The organism is Citrobacter sp. wls718 (assembly GCF_005280945.1).
In the GTDB taxonomy this organism is placed as follows: domain Bacteria; phylum Pseudomonadota; class Gammaproteobacteria; order Enterobacterales; family Enterobacteriaceae; genus Citrobacter; species Citrobacter gillenii.
In genome coordinates, this window is record NZ_SZWV01000106.1 from 101820 (window position 1) to 116076 (window position 14257).

General features: G+C 49.9%; 15 protein-coding genes, 3 tRNA genes and 1 pseudogene. 2 read left to right on the forward strand and 17 right to left on the reverse strand.

Going from position 1 to position 14257, the window contains the following annotated elements; translation table 11 throughout:
- Positions 1 to 6: 6 nt before the first annotated feature.
- From FDW95_RS21170 to FDW95_RS21180, 3 genes are all read right to left on the reverse strand, one after another.
- Positions 7 to 528: a DUF1571 domain-containing protein gene (locus FDW95_RS21170; RefSeq protein WP_249359276.1), complete on the reverse strand. Its 522-nt coding sequence runs from the start codon at positions 526 to 528 to the stop codon at positions 7 to 9.
- A gap of 356 nt (positions 529 to 884) precedes the next feature.
- The gene (locus FDW95_RS23255) at positions 885 to 1073 is read right to left on the reverse strand and encodes a hypothetical protein (protein WP_170973037.1); all 189 of its coding nucleotides are present in this window, start codon (positions 1071 to 1073) and stop codon (positions 885 to 887) included.
- Between the two features lie 378 nt (positions 1074 to 1451).
- Positions 1452 to 2651 (reverse strand): hypothetical protein, encoded by a 1200-nt coding sequence (locus tag FDW95_RS21180; RefSeq protein WP_115258809.1) that lies wholly within the window; start codon positions 2649 to 2651, stop codon positions 1452 to 1454.
- A 344-nt stretch (positions 2652 to 2995) separates the two neighbouring features.
- On the opposite strand from FDW95_RS21180, the gene FDW95_RS21185 reads away from it, so the two are divergent.
- Positions 2996 to 3238, forward strand: coding sequence for a DinI family protein (locus tag FDW95_RS21185; protein WP_096757486.1), 243 nt, complete (start codon positions 2996 to 2998; stop codon positions 3236 to 3238).
- Between the two features lie 270 nt (positions 3239 to 3508).
- Here FDW95_RS21185 and FDW95_RS21195 read toward each other — a convergent pair.
- The 6 genes from FDW95_RS21195 to uvrY all read right to left on the reverse strand — a co-directional run bounded on the left by FDW95_RS21195 (position 3509) and on the right by uvrY (position 7050).
- Positions 3509 to 3595 (reverse strand) — tRNA-Leu (locus FDW95_RS21195).
- A 12-nt stretch (positions 3596 to 3607) separates the two neighbouring features.
- Positions 3608 to 3681: transfer RNA gene (locus tag FDW95_RS21200), tRNA-Cys, on the reverse strand.
- Positions 3682 to 3733: 52 nt separating this feature from the next.
- Positions 3734 to 3809 (reverse strand) — tRNA-Gly (locus FDW95_RS21205).
- Positions 3810 to 3960: 151 nt separating this feature from the next.
- Positions 3961 to 4509: a CDP-diacylglycerol--glycerol-3-phosphate 3-phosphatidyltransferase gene (gene pgsA, locus FDW95_RS21210; protein WP_096757488.1), complete on the reverse strand. Its 549-nt coding sequence runs from the start codon at positions 4507 to 4509 to the stop codon at positions 3961 to 3963.
- 55 nt (positions 4510 to 4564) lie between these two features.
- A complete protein-coding gene (uvrC, locus tag FDW95_RS21215) occupies positions 4565 to 6397 on the reverse strand; it encodes an excinuclease ABC subunit UvrC (RefSeq protein ID WP_115258810.1) in 1833 nt (610 codons plus the stop codon).
- Positions 6394 to 7050 (reverse strand): UvrY/SirA/GacA family response regulator transcription factor, encoded by a 657-nt coding sequence (gene uvrY, locus FDW95_RS21220; RefSeq protein WP_096757490.1) that lies wholly within the window; start codon positions 7048 to 7050, stop codon positions 6394 to 6396. The genes uvrC and uvrY overlap by 4 nt, the downstream gene beginning before the upstream one ends.
- Before the next feature lie 458 nt (positions 7051 to 7508).
- Here uvrY and FDW95_RS21225 point away from each other — a divergent pair, with 458 nt between their 5' ends.
- Positions 7509 to 7733, forward strand: a complete 225-nt coding sequence (locus FDW95_RS21225; protein ID WP_096757491.1) for a DUF2594 family protein — start codon at positions 7509 to 7511, stop codon at positions 7731 to 7733.
- 66 nt (positions 7734 to 7799) lie between these two features.
- Here FDW95_RS21225 and sdiA read toward each other — a convergent pair whose 3' ends face one another.
- From sdiA to FDW95_RS21265, 8 genes and pseudogenes are all read right to left on the reverse strand, one after another.
- Complete coding sequence (sdiA, locus tag FDW95_RS21230) at positions 7800 to 8522, reverse strand: transcriptional regulator SdiA (RefSeq protein WP_115258811.1); 723 nt, start codon at positions 8520 to 8522, stop codon at positions 7800 to 7802.
- Positions 8523 to 8754: 232 nt separating this feature from the next.
- Positions 8755 to 9507, reverse strand: a complete 753-nt coding sequence (gene tcyN / locus FDW95_RS21235) for an L-cystine ABC transporter ATP-binding protein TcyN (RefSeq protein WP_096757493.1) — start codon at positions 9505 to 9507, stop codon at positions 8755 to 8757.
- Complete coding sequence (gene tcyL, locus FDW95_RS21240) at positions 9504 to 10172, reverse strand: cystine ABC transporter permease (protein ID WP_115258812.1); 669 nt, start codon at positions 10170 to 10172, stop codon at positions 9504 to 9506. Before tcyL ends, tcyN begins: the two co-directional genes overlap by 4 nt.
- A 21-nt stretch (positions 10173 to 10193) precedes the next feature.
- Entirely contained in the window at positions 10194 to 11180 is a 987-nt protein-coding gene (gene dcyD / locus FDW95_RS21245; RefSeq protein ID WP_115258813.1) for a D-cysteine desulfhydrase, read from the reverse strand.
- A gap of 107 nt (positions 11181 to 11287) precedes the next feature.
- Positions 11288 to 12088, reverse strand: a complete 801-nt coding sequence (tcyJ, locus tag FDW95_RS21250; RefSeq protein WP_115258814.1) for a cystine ABC transporter substrate-binding protein — start codon at positions 12086 to 12088, stop codon at positions 11288 to 11290.
- Between the two features lie 100 nt (positions 12089 to 12188).
- Positions 12189 to 12740: a flagella biosynthesis regulatory protein FliZ gene (gene fliZ, locus FDW95_RS21255; RefSeq protein ID WP_115258815.1), complete on the reverse strand. Its 552-nt coding sequence runs from the start codon at positions 12738 to 12740 to the stop codon at positions 12189 to 12191.
- Positions 12741 to 12797: 57 nt separating this feature from the next.
- On the reverse strand, positions 12798 to 13517 hold the full coding sequence (locus FDW95_RS21260) for an RNA polymerase sigma factor FliA (RefSeq protein WP_096757498.1): 720 nt from the start codon (positions 13515 to 13517) through the stop codon (positions 12798 to 12800).
- A gap of 196 nt (positions 13518 to 13713) precedes the next feature.
- Positions 13714 to 14257: pseudogene (locus FDW95_RS21265) on the reverse strand (lysine-N-methylase); the annotation flags it as partial.

Consider the following 14257-nt stretch of genomic DNA (forward strand, 5'->3'; position numbering starts at 1 on the left):
GCTCCTTCAAGGTGTGAAGAAATTGGCAGGAAAACGGACGTTAACGATCAGTGAGTCCATAAGCACCGTTTCCAGCAGTTTTCCCTCCAGCGTGTAGCTCATCACTTTGGCAGGCAGCCCATAATAGCTATCTAACCAAAGGTCATAGCGATGAATACCATCAACAACCATTGCCTTCGGCCCCACCACCGAGACATAGGTGACCGAGCGCCCGGATAGATTCTCCACGCCAAGGGTGGTGGTGGTTCCCTCACGCTGCAGACGGCGAATATTCCCCAGCAAAACGCCGATGTCAGACCGGTCCACACGATGACCGCGCTCATCCTGAATCAGTGAATTAGTGGGCGACAGCGTCAAAACAGGCAACGTTCCTAGCCCAAATGGCCACAACGTCACCTTCCCACTATCGGGGTTATAGGTCAGTACCGCACCAGCATGCGGTTGGGTGAAGTCCATTCGTACATAGCCGGGTTTTTTATAGCTATAGCGAATAATTTTGCTCGCCTCTGTCGTGGACGAGGAACGCATAACAACCTGATAGGATTGTATTTGATCAAACCTTTGTTGATAACGACTGATGGGGTCTTGCGACGGCACAGACTCCACAGCAACGCTCACTGCTACTGGATACGCTATCGCGCTAAAAACGAGTAACGTTGCAGACATCATCGTCAAAGAGAGTAAGCCTCTCATGATCGTCTCCTGCATCAGTAGGGTCTGCAAACAGGAGCTATCACCTGTTACCTGCTTTCATTATAGGGGGGAATTCAGCGGTGCTGACTGGCTGGATAATCATTATTTTCACAGACACAGCGGTAAAATTAATCATACCTACGTCGGGTACCAACGCTGCCAAACGCTATACTTGAATAGCCACATTTTTATCAGGTATTCATCATGAAACGGCCACGGGTACGTTCATACTTAGCCTTCACCGTACTGTTGATGACGTCATTCTGTGCTATTGCCAGCACCTTACAGGACCAGGCCGCAAGAGAGCGTGAATTAAGTGCGGCGCTGTCTACCGGCAACAGCGTCATCATCGTTGGAGGAACGGAGGATTTCGGTTTCACGCTCAGGTCCCACAACAAAATCCACCGGCCTTTTGCGATTCAAGATGGTATGAGCGACCCGATTATATTTAATCGTTGGCAGAACCAGAGTTACAATCCCGCCCGCGATGGATTCAGTAATAACCCGGCTCGCGGAGGCTTTATGCTGGGGGCGCCGATTCGCAGGTAGATGCCTATTGAAACCTTGCCCTTAGAAACGATGCCGATGCGGGTCAACAAATTACAGGCACAACAAAACCACCCGTAGGTGGTTTCACGACACGGCTTATTGATTTAATTATTCAATTGGAATGGGACTTGAATCCACACAAGCCGAACACCAAGGCGAGGTTTAACTGATACAAAACGGAGAACGTAAAGCATGTCACAAGCGCTACCTCAACTGGATTGCGGTTGGCCGGATGAGTACGGGCATTTAGCACTTTCTAAAAGTGCCTCATCTTGCGCTAGTAAGGTAATCACGTCTCCAGCAATATCAGCCCTGATTCCAAGAGATTTGTGTGCAACATAGGCAGCAACAGCCAACGGCCTCCATTTAAAGCAAGCTGCAATACGCCTGATCTCTTCAATAACCTTGAATGTGTCACATTCTAAGGCCAAGCTTGCACGCGCTGTATCAAAAGATATTCGCTGAGCATTGGTCAGCGGGGGAAGCCTTTTAAGCTCTGCTGTGATTATTCGCTGAGCTTCAACACCTATAGAAGATCCGCCTTCGACTATCCCCGTCAATCCAACAAGTTTTCCACCATCACTACGGCTATTATCATCTTTGACCTGGAGCGGAACAGTCTGGGCCATCAGCTCGACATCCTGCTGAAGGAGATCGAGCAATTCGGGCATAATTTCAGGGTTAATTACACCTTTCAAAGCATCTACTCGTTTTGCCAAGGTCACAGGAGAGCAACCCAATCGAGTTGACATAGAAATAAGGCGATTTGCTATCATGAAAATGTCATTCAAGCCAATTAATGGCTCATACTCGCTGCGGAGTATCATATCTTCACGTTGGGCATAATTTTGCTTAATGGGTTTCCTGACCTTAGGTTTTGCTTTTTGACTCGTATAGCCACGCAAAGCATCCTGCGTGCTTTCTATTAGCATGTTAATACTGTTTGTCAGATCTTCACTTCCTTTCAGACTGGAGGTGATCTGATGCATTTTATGAAGCCTTGCCAGCATTTCAGGCGTTGCGCTCCCTGACGCTATACTCTGGCTTATCTCATGCATATTTTTGATAATTCCAGTGGCAATTTGCGATGGGTCAGACGCAATATCTTTAACTTGGTGGCTATTTTGTATTGTACGCTCCATCAGTTTGAGCACGTCTTTCCAATCGGTTTTTACACCACATTTTAGGGCTTCAAGCCTGGAAATCGTATTACGAAGGCTGTGACATTTCGCCAAAGGGATGGCCTCGCCTACGTTTTTACCCATTCTCAGCCAATTAATAAGGGCAATAAAATCGTTTGCTGCAGAATCATTCAACCCTTCAACGACACGTTTTCTCACATCGGGATCAGAAAAGTTCGTTCTTGGCTTCGGAAGGCGATCATTTTTATGGTCGCTTGGTTTCTTCATACCGTTTACTCAGAATATTTTAATGAATCAAGCGTTGCTCGATGTCAGTAGAATAAGGGGTTAAAACAATACAACTCAATCAAATATAAGGATATTCCCCTCATTGAGCAATATTGAAAACGGTCTTTCTCGTACTCTTTCACGGAGCGGTCATCACACATTGCCGTTCTTCAGGTTGGTCAGGTATGGATTCGGGTGAGCCCGTCATCGCTCAATCCGGACTTCAGCGACCATTGCACATATCAGTCGCAACTGAAGGGATGCCCACGTTAACGCCCTCTTGAATAGTGGATAAAAACACAGTATAAATACTGTATATTCATCCACCAGAAAGGCAGTGTGCAATGTTTGTGGAACTCGTTTATGACAAAAGAAATTTTGAGGGTTTACCGGGTGCAAAGGAGATTATTTTAGGTGAGTTGAGTAAGAGGGTTCACCGACTCTTCCCGGATGCGGATGTTCGAGTTAAACCGATGATGACACTACCGGGGATCAACACAGATGCCAGTAAGCACGAGAAAGAACAGATAAGCCGAACCGTTCAGGAAATGTTTGAAGAGGCTGAGTTCTGGCTGGTGTCAGATTAAACATCTCTGATTCATCATACTGGGTAAGTACAACCCGCCGCGAGTGGCAGTCATTCAAGACTCACACTTCAAACATTCGCCAGTCAACCGCTGCCATATCTTTATATACAGTGTGGTGGCGGCAAATTTCCCGACTTTGTTTTGCGGTGAGGCAGTAATGCCCTCTTTTTATGGCGAAACAATGGTGAACATGGAGTACAAAAACAAAAAAACCACCTTTCGGTGGTTTCACGACACTGCTTATTGCTTTGATTATTCTTTTCTTTCCCATGGTGCCCGGAGTGGGACTTGAACCCACACAGCCTTACAGCCGAGGGATTTTAAATCCCTTGTGTCTACCGATTTCACCATCCGGGCTCGGGAAGAAATTGGAGGCGCGTTCCGGAGTCGAACCGGACTAGACGGATTTGCAATCCGCTACATAACCGCTTTGCTAACGCGCCGAAATCTTCAGGCTTTTCAGCCAACACCCGCATATTGCCGATGTTTTAAATTTGGAGCGGGAAACGAGACTCGAACTCGCGACCCCGACCTTGGCAAGGTCGTGCTCTACCAACTGAGCTATTCCCGCATCACCAAGTAACTTTGTTAATCACTTGATTTTACTATCGTCTGGCAATCTGTGCTGCCGTTCGATGCGTTGCATTCTACTTACCTGACGCACTGAGTCAACGATATTTTTCACCACTTTCGATCGTTTGCTGAAATTTGCGTCGAAACGATCACTGATCAAGCAAATCTCCGCGTGCAGCTCTCAAATACTGGAACATTGACCACAATGTCAGTATCGCAGCAACGAAGAAAAGCGCGATCCCGGCATATTCAACCCAGATATTTGGCCGCCACAGTAACCACGCGAGAGCCGCCATTTGTGAGGCGGTTTTGACTTTACCGATCCATGACACGGCTACGCTGTTGCGTTTCCCCAGCTCGGCCATCCATTCGCGCAGTGCTGAAATGATAATTTCACGGGCGATCATCGTCGCAGCAGGTAATGTTACCCACCAGCTGTGGTAGTGCTCCGCCACCAGCACCATGGCGATAGCCACCAGCACTTTATCGGCGACCGGATCGAGGAAGGCACCAAAACGCGTACTTTGGTTCCAGCGGCGTGCCAGAAATCCGTCAAACCAGTCGGTAACCGCCGCGATACAGAAGATCAGCGCACTAACAAAGGGAGCCCAGGTAAATGGCAGATAAAACGCCAATACAAAGAATGGGATCAGAATGACGCGAAACAGCGTGAGCAATGTAGGGATATTAAATTGCATATGACGGATAACTATCTGTTGTCAGTGAAATTACCCCTATGTTGCTACAGAGGGCCTAATGTTTCAACGAGTAGAAGATCTTTTCTGCCAGACCTTGCGAAATACCCGGCACTTTTGCAATTTCTTCGACACTTGCGTTACGAAGCCCTTGCAAACCGCCCATGTACTTTAGCAGCATCTGTCGACGTTTTGGTCCAACGCCCTCAATGGTTTCCAGGGTACTGGTGCTTTTCACCTTCGCCCGTTTTTTACGGTGTCCGCTGATAGCGTGATCGTGTGATTCATCGCGAATATGTTGAATCACGTGCAGCGCAGGCGAATCTGGCGGCAAGCTGAACCCCTCACCTTCCGGTTCAAAGAACAACGTTTCCAGGCCAGCTTTACGATCCGCCCCTTTTGCCACGCCAAGCAGGAGCGGATGGCTTTTATCCCAGGGCACATCCAGTTCAGCAAATACCGCTTTCGCCTGCCCCAGTTGACCTTTGCCACCGTCGATCAAAATAACGTCCGGGATCTTACTTGCTTCAATCGCCTTGCCATAACGGCGGCGCAGCACCTGATTCATCGCTGCATAATCATCGCCGGGGGTAATGCCGGTAATATTATAGCGGCGGTATTCAGCACGTAGTGGTCCATTAGCATCGAAAACCACGCAGGAGGCTACCGTCTGCTCGCCCATTGTATGGCTGATGTCGAAGCACTCCATGCGTTTAACCGCCGGTAGCTTCAGCACCGATGCCAGCGCCGTCAAACGTTGTGTAATGGTGGACTGCTGAGACAGTTTGGTGGTCAGCGCCGTTGCAGCATTGGTACGCGCCAACTTCAGGTAGCGCGCGCGATCGCCACGCGGCTTCGTCTGGACGTTAATCCGCCGCCCGGCGAGCTCAGACAACGAATCGGCCAGCAGCGTTTTATCGCTCAGATTAAAATCGAGCAGGATCTCACCGGGCAAAGTGCGCATCTGGCTGCCCTGTAAATAAAACTGTCCGACAAAGGTCTCGACCACTTCGCCCAGTTCCGTTCCCCCCGGTACTTTAGGAAAATAGCTGCGGCTACCCAGCACTTTTCCCTGACGGATAAACAAAACATGCACGCAGGCCATCCCGGCATCAAACGCCACGCCGATAACGTCAAGGTCATCCCCGGTGTTGGAAACAAACTGTTTTTCGGTGACACGACGGACGGCCTGAATTTGGTCGCGAATACGCGCGGCCTCTTCAAATTCCAGATTCTGACTGGCCTTTTCCATCCGGGCGATCAATTGCGTTAACACCTGATCATCTTTGCCGGACAAGAACAAGCGGACGTAGTCAACCTGCTGCGCGTACTCGTCTTCGCTCACCAGACCGGCGACGCAGGGACCGAGACAGCGGCCAATCTGATATTGCAGACAAGGGCGCGAGCGGTTGCGGTAGACACTGTTTTCGCACTGACGAATTGGGAAAATTTTCTGCAGCAGTGCCAACGTTTCACGCACGGCATAGCCGTTAGGGAATGGACCGAAGTATTCGCCTTTGGCATGCTTCGCCCCACGATGCATCGCCAGGCGCGGGTGGGCATCACCGCTAAGGAAGATAAAGGGGTAAGACTTATCATCGCGTAACAGCACGTTGTAGCGCGGCTGGTACAGCTTGATGTAGTTATGCTCAAGCAACAACGCTTCGGTTTCAGTATGCGTCACCGTCACATCAATCTGCTGAATAAGCGCCACCAGCGCTTCAGTTTTACGCGACGCGAGGTTGCTGCGGAAGTAGCTGGAAAGCCGCTTTTTCAGATCCTTAGCTTTACCGACATAGATAACCGTCCCGGCGGCATCGTACATACGATAAACGCCGGGCTGGCTGGTGACGGTTTTCAGGAACGCTTTGGCATCAAACTGTTCGGTCACTGGCTTGTTAACGTCTCCGCATTACACAGGCCATGGCGAATTGCCAGGTGAGTCAGCTCTACGTCGCCGTGAATGTTTAATTTACTGAACATTCGATAGCGATAGCTGTTCACCGTTTTCGGACTGAGATTCAGCTGCTCCGAGATCTCATTGACCTTCTGGCCTTTGGTGATCATCAGCATAATCTGCAACTCGCGTTCAGACAAACTGGCAAACGGTGTTTCCGTTTTCTCCGGCTCAATTTGGCTGAGCGCCATCTGTTGAGCGATATCAGAAGCAATATAGCGCTGTCCGGAATAGACGGAGCGAATGGCGCTAACCACTTCCTGAGGTGCAGCGCCCTTGCTCAGATAACCTGCGGCCCCGGCCTGCATGACTTTTGCGGGCAATGGGTTTTCAGTATGAACGGTCAACATGATCACTTTTATGTCAGCCGTAGAGCGCGCAATTTTACGTGTTGCTTCAAGCCCACCAATACCGGGCATATTCATGTCCATCAGCACGACGTCGGCGGAATTTGAGCGACACCATTTCACAGCATCTTCGCCGCAGCACGCTTCGCCGACAACTTTAATGCCTTTTATATCTTCAAGAATGCGTCGTATCCCTGCGCGCACCAGTTCATGGTCATCAACAAGAAAAACGTTGATCAAAGGAATATCTCCAGAATAGGGATAACGCTACCGATAGTTAATCGGTCCTATGTTAACGGGTTTTATCTCAACTTTGAAATGTAAAAAACATCCGTCTTCCGATTTTGCTCTCGTTTTTGGAAATTAGATTGTACGCCGCGTGGAAACATTCACTGCTGACGGCGTTCTGCCGGGTTTATATACGAATCGCTGTTTCAAAATGGTGACAAAAAAATCATATTCTTCAGTTGAATGCTAAATAGGCGGGCAAAGTTGTAACAACAATTAACGAGTAAAAAACTCGAAATATACAAAGAATGGAGAAAATATATGCACTGCAACATCTTGTTTATTTTAATGTCGCGGTTAATGTTTGTGCGAAAAACAGCCACTGATATTTTTAGCCGCGCTTATGGTATACTCCGCCGCCTTAACATTTGCCATCGCACTTTTTCATAGAGACATAACGAGGAAAATAAATGAGTACGCCTGATTTTTCCACTGCTGAGAATAATCAAGAACTGGCTAACGAAGTCACCTGCCTGAAAGCCATGTTAACGCTGATGCTGCAGGCAATGGGACAAGCCGATGCAGGCCGCGTGATTCTTAAGATGGAAAAACAAATCGCGCAGATTGAAGATCAATCCCAGGCTGCGGTATTTTCCAACACTGTTAAACAAATTAAACAGGCCTACCGCCAGTAATAAGAAACCGGCTGATAGCATTGCAATCAGCCGGTTTTGCGTCTGACACTCAGAACGACAACTTATTCAGATAAGCCCGGTCGCTGCAGCATAGCAGGCAATCTGCGTTTTGTTTGGTGCGTTAAACTTCTTCTGCATATTCTTCTGATGGAAGTTCACGGTATTTTCAGAAATCGACAGGATCATCGCTATTTCTGCCGACGTTTTTCCCTCTGCGGTCCATTTCAGTATTTCTTTCTCCCGTTTACTAAACCGCATCTCTGGCGCCATCACCATATCATCTTCCAGACGCGTCAGAACGGACAAACTCTCCCTCACCAACAATTGCATTCTGAGTTCCACTTCATCCTGCGCAAAGCGGCCATTACGCACACTCGCACACGAGACGGAAAGAAAGCCCAGCGCCCGGTTCGGCAGCATTAAGCATTGCGTCATCCCCTTGCGTAAACCATGATTACGCGCCGCATCCCACAGGGGTTGTGCATCGCTAAATAAGGTATCGTCCCAGGGAAGATGGCCCTGTCTGAAGTTTTCTGGTTTAAGCACGGGGTCAATCGCGAGATAATTTTCGGACTGATAATGTGCCACCCACGCTTTGGGGTAGGTTGTATGAAGCGCCGTCTTAGGTCGGGTAAACGGCACGGGGTGACGAACACAGAGAGCGTAAAAATCAAACTCCAGATGCTGTGTCTGATGTTGTAATTCGGTATAGACGTCATCTGCCGTCGCCATTTCCTGAAAGCGTAACAGCATGCTCCGTCGCCAGGTGAAGAAATCGTGATCCTGCATACTAAGTGGTCATGTCCCTGAGATTGATAATCATCACAAATGAGAATGAAACAAACTAACACATAAATGTATTTTATATATGCAGATTATCGGACAAGAATGGATTTACTTGAGTATTACGCATAATCAGAGCAGGTTGATGCGACGCAGCGTTAATAATAAAGCAGTAATAATAAATAGTTATGCGGCTTGTGCTCACCAAAAATCTATTTCGGTGAGCACCGTAGGGTTATTATTGCATTAAGAATTTTTCCAGAAACTGACGCGTTCTCGGTTGTTGGGGCGCGGTAAACAGCGATTTTGCAGGTCCCTGCTCCACAATGCGCCCCTGATCCATAAATATCGCCCGGTCAGCAACGTCGCGCGCAAAGCTCATTTCATGCGTCACAATCACCATGGTGCGTTTTTCCTGCGCCAGTTGACGAATGGTATTCAGTACCTCGCCAACCAGTTCAGGATCGAGTGCTGACGTTGGTTCATCAAACAGGATCACCTCCGGGCGCATGGCCAACGCCCGGGCAATTGCCACGCGCTGCTGCTGTCCACCGGATAACCGACGCGGATAGCTGGTCTCTTTACCCGCCAGGCCCACCTTTGCCAGCAACTCACGTGCGCGCGCCGTTGCTTCGGCTTTCGGCTCTCCCTTCACAATCACCGGACCTTCTATAATGTTTTCCAGCACCGTACGGTGAGGAAACAAATTAAAGTTCTGGAACACAAACCCCACATGCTGGCGCAGCTGACGAATCAACCCTTTCTGCTGATTGAGTGAACGCGCCGTATCAATGGTAATGTCACCGACTTTAATCGTGCCCGCCTCAGGCTGTTCCAGCAGATTAATACTGCGCAACAACGTGGTTTTCCCTGAGCCGCTAGGCCCGATAATCGCCACAACTTCACCGGGTTTTACCTCAAGATCGATACCGTGCAGCACCGTTTGCCCATGAAATTTTTTCACCAGGTTTCTGACTTCGATCGCACTCATTTCGGCTCTCTCTCCTGGCGGTTCAGTTGTTCTTCAAAATAGTTCTGCAGTGCGGACAGCACTGTCGCCATTACCCAGTAAATCAGCGAGGCCGCCAGATACATGGTGAACACTTCCAGCGTGCGTGAGGTGATCAGCTGCGCCTGACGGAACAGTTCCGGTACCTGGATTGTCGCCGCCAGCGAGGTGTCTTTTACCAGGCTGATAAAGCTGTTGCTCAGCGGCGGTAAAGCCACGCGCGCCGCCTGCGGCAGGATCGCCCGCCGCATGGTCTGCCAGCGCGTCATACCAATACTGGCGCCCGCCTCCCACTGACCTTTATCAATCGAGGAGATAGCCGCACGCAGCGTTTCAGCCGCATACGCTGCGGTGTTCAGCGACAAACCAATCATCGCCGCCGGGATCGGGTCCAGCTCAATGCCAAACTGCGGCAGACCGTAGTAGATCATGAACAGTTGGGCGATCAGCGGTGTGCCGCGAAAAATAGAAATATAGACGCGCGCCAGCCAGCGCACCGGCAGCAGCGGCGACAGGCGCATCAGAGCGAGGATAAACCCCAGCACCAGACCAAAGAACATCCCACCGATACTCAGCTGCAGCGTAAATACCGCGCCTTTAAGCAGGAAGGGCAGTGAATCAATCACCAGTTGGATACTTTCTTGCATTAGCGTTTTTCTACCTTGCCATTACACGTGAGGATGGTAGGCAAACAGCGCAGGTGCCCCACCGGTATGAATAAACAGGACCGGACCTTCATCCTTGAAGCGCTTCTGGCTGATACCGTCAATCAGGCCCGCCATCGCTTTGCCGGTATACACCGGATCCAGCAAGATGCCTTCCAGACGCGCCAGCAGTTTCACCGCTTCCATGCCCTCTTCATTTGGCGTGCCGTAACCCGGTGCATAATAGTCATCCCATAACAGAATATCCGCCGACGCGGTCAGTTCCAGTTCACGAGCCACGTCCTGCTGCAGGGTCACCACTTTTGGCTTTTGATCGGCGACGCTGCGCGAAACGGTCACCCCAATCAGCTCGACGTTGGGCATCAGCTGTTCCAGCCCCACCGCCAGACCCGCATGGGTGCCCGCGCTGCCTGAAGCAACCACCACAGAGGACAGCGCTACCGCGCCCTCGCACTGCTGGGCAATTTCCAGCGCACTTTCAACATAGCCCAACGCACCCAGCACATTCGACCCGCCGACCGGGATCACATACGGTCGGAACCCTTGCGCTTCAATCCGTGTGGCCAGCGCCTGAAGTTGTGCATTCGGGTCGGTCAGCGCGTCGCACATTTCAACCTGGGTATTAAACAGATCTAACAACAGACGGTTACCGTTGCTGAGATAGTTTTCCGCCGTGGTGCCAATCGGGTTTTCCAGCAGCGCCACGCAGTGCAGCCCGAGCTTTGCCGCCACCGCCGCCGTCTGGCGTACGTGGTTCGACTGAATGGCCCCGGCGGTAATCAGCGTGTCGGCCCCTTCGCGCAGCGCATCTGCCGCCAGGAACTCCAGCTTGCGCAGCTTATTGCCGCCCATCGCCATTGGCGTGACATCATCGCGTTTAATAAAAATGTCGCGTCCGAGATAATCAGAGAAGCGCGGGAGATATTCGAGCGGCGTTGGCGCGCCAATAAATTCCAGACGTGGAAAGCGCGTTAAATTATGCAGCGGCATACAGCCTCCGGTATTCGTTGTTGTGATGTTCTTTTTATTATGCACGTTCAGGCGCAATGAAATAAAAAAAGGCGCTGTTAAAGGCGCCTTTTTTATCCGGATGACGATTATTTCGTCACATCCGCCCCAAACCATTTTTCAGACAGGGCTTTCAGGGTACCGTCTTTCTGCATCTCTGCAATGGCGGCATCGACCGCTTTCAGCAGATCGTCATTACCTTTACGCAGCGCCACGCCGGATGTCTGGCGGGAGAAGGCTTCACCGGTCACGGCCAGCGTGTCTTTGGTTTTCTTCACCAGATCCAACGCGGCCAGACGATCAACCAGAATCGCATCGATACGACCGACACGCAGATCCTGATATTTGGTCGGGTCATCATCATAAGTACGAATATCGACGCCCTGCACGTTCTGCCGCAGCCACTCTTCGTAGTTGGTACCCAGACCGACGCCGACTTTTTTGCCTTTCAGGTCAGCCGCGGTTTTAATCACGCCTTCGTTGCCTTTTTTCACCAGCGCCTGGATACCAGAGACCGTATACGGAGTAGAGAAATCGTATTTTTTCTGACGTTCGTCAGAGATGGTTACCTGGTTAATCACCACATCAATACGTTTGGAGTCTAAAGAGGCCAGCATGCCATCCCACTTGGTCGGCTTCAGCGTCGCTTTCACCCCAAGATGTTTGGCCAGCTCTTCGGCAAATTCGACTTCAAAACCGGTCAGCTTGCCATCATCACCCTGAAAACTAAACGGGGGATAGGTCCCTTCGAGACCAACCAGCAGCGTGCCGCGCTCTTTCACCTTATTTAACAGACCTTCGTCGGCAAATGTTTTGGTGCTCATACCGGCGACAAGTGCCACAGCCATTACACTCATCAGAGCCTGACGTCCCAGACGTGCTAATTTCATAGTTACCCCGAATATTGTCATTAGTGACTATCATTTATGACAGTAGTGTAGAGCGTTTACCGCTATTTACAAACACGACTCCGTTACACCTTATTCGTTTTTAATATATATCAGAACTGGCTGTCCAGGAGGATTTCTGCATCTGGCCGACAGGTGCATGCGCTTTGAACTGCTCATACTTACGCAGCGCAATGCGGTAGTTGTTGGTACTGGTCTCCGGCAGCCACGGGGCGAGGTTTTCGTCGAGGAAGCCTTCCTGCAGCAGGTCATGAGAGATATTCTGTTCGGTCAGATGATTACCGAGGCGGCGCAGGCGAACCACATATTCGCGCACCGTGCCGTGGCTCATTTCGGTTTGTTCAAACAAAAACTGTTTAAACCCGATGATGTCAAAAAAGTCGCTCTGTTCCTTGCAGTGTAAATCACCGCAAAAACGGCATAATGCCACCCACTCTTTTTTCTCCTGCTCCCAGGCGGCGGCGTCCAGTAACGTATCGAGCCGGGCAATAGCGATTTTATTCACAATCTGGCCGCGGCGGACCAGCGTGATCCTGTCGAGCAACTTATAACAATGGGCGCAATGCGTCTGGCTGTGTTTGAAATCTTTGAGGTAGCGGCTTAGAGGCCGTCTTTTTGATTGCTGCACCGTCATGAGAACTCCTGGTAGTCAATTCGTTATGCGGCATTGTTCAGGGGTAATGATTACCCCCTATAGCTTACCCAGCTTGGTGCGTAGACGTTTGATGGCCTGACTGTGCAACTGGCTAACCCGTGACTCACCTACTTCCAGAACAGCACCAATCTCTTTCAGATTCAGCTCTTCCTGGTAGTACAGCGTCAGCACCAGCTTTTCACGCTCCGGCAATGCGTCAATCGCATCCATCACGCGCTGGCGTAAATTGCCATCAAGCAGCTGCTGTAACGGGTTTTCTTGCTGATTTTCTTCCGTCACCAGCTCAATACTATCGCCATGCTCTTCCCGCCACTCGTCGTAGGAGAAGAGTTGGCTGTTATTGGTATCAAGCAACATCTGACGATATTCTTGCACAGGAATAGCCAGACGCTCCGCCACTTCGGTTTCCGTCGCGTTACGCCCGAGTTCCTGCTCCAGTTGTCCCATCGCCTGTGCCACTTCGCGGGCATTGCGCCGAACGCTACGCGGCACCCAATCCCGGCTGCGTAGTTCATCCAGCATAGCCCCACGAATACGCTGCACTGCGTAAGTGGTAAATGCCGTTCCTTGCAAAGCGTCATATCGGTCAACTGCATTCAATAACCCGATGCCGCCCGCTTGTAGCAGGTCATCCAGTTCTACGCTCGCCGGCAAGCGCACCTGAAGGCGCAATGCTTCGTGACGCACCAACGGTACATAACGCTGCCACAGCGAGTGTTTATCCATTACACCTTCAGCGGTATACAGTGAATTCACGATAAACAGCCCTGCGTTAAATGAGTTATCGGCATGATTATCCGTTTCTGCAGGGGGTTCTATCGGAGGAATAAGGCTATAAAAGAAGGGTTATTTGACTTTTGTAACGCTATAAACAAAGCTATGAAATGTAAAACCATTAAAAAATCAAATAATTGAGCCGGAAAGCATCTAACTGATGCATCCCGGCTACATGCTATACCAGCAAAGAGACCAGAGACAAATCATCTCCCATTCTCACATTCTCAATGTAGCGATAAAAGTCCTCTGTCACTGACTTGTTATGCTGACTTGAAGAGTGAAAGCTATAAATGACGTTGATCAGATCATCCAAGTGCACCGCCCCCTGCTCTTTGGCATGGGCCGCCACCAGCAGTTTGATGAAATAATATTCCGCCACGATAATATACAGGCTGCGCAGCGGTGTTCCCGAGGTCATATAAGGAAAATCATTTTCCCAGAATTTGTAAAGTATATAGTTTTTAAGCGCAAACTGTGTTTTTCCTAATTCGGGCAGAACAATATTTATCCACACCTGCTCGATACTGGCGGTTTTTTCTTCAAACGTCAGCGTATTGTCTGCCGCCAGAACTCTCAGCAGAGAATCAATATATTGTGTTAATACTTTTCCACCACGAGACAGACATTTCGTACGGAAATAATTTTGCATCAGAACGGTCATCGACGCTTTAACACGATAATAGCCCATAATATCGCCTAGACTGGCCCCCTGAATCTCC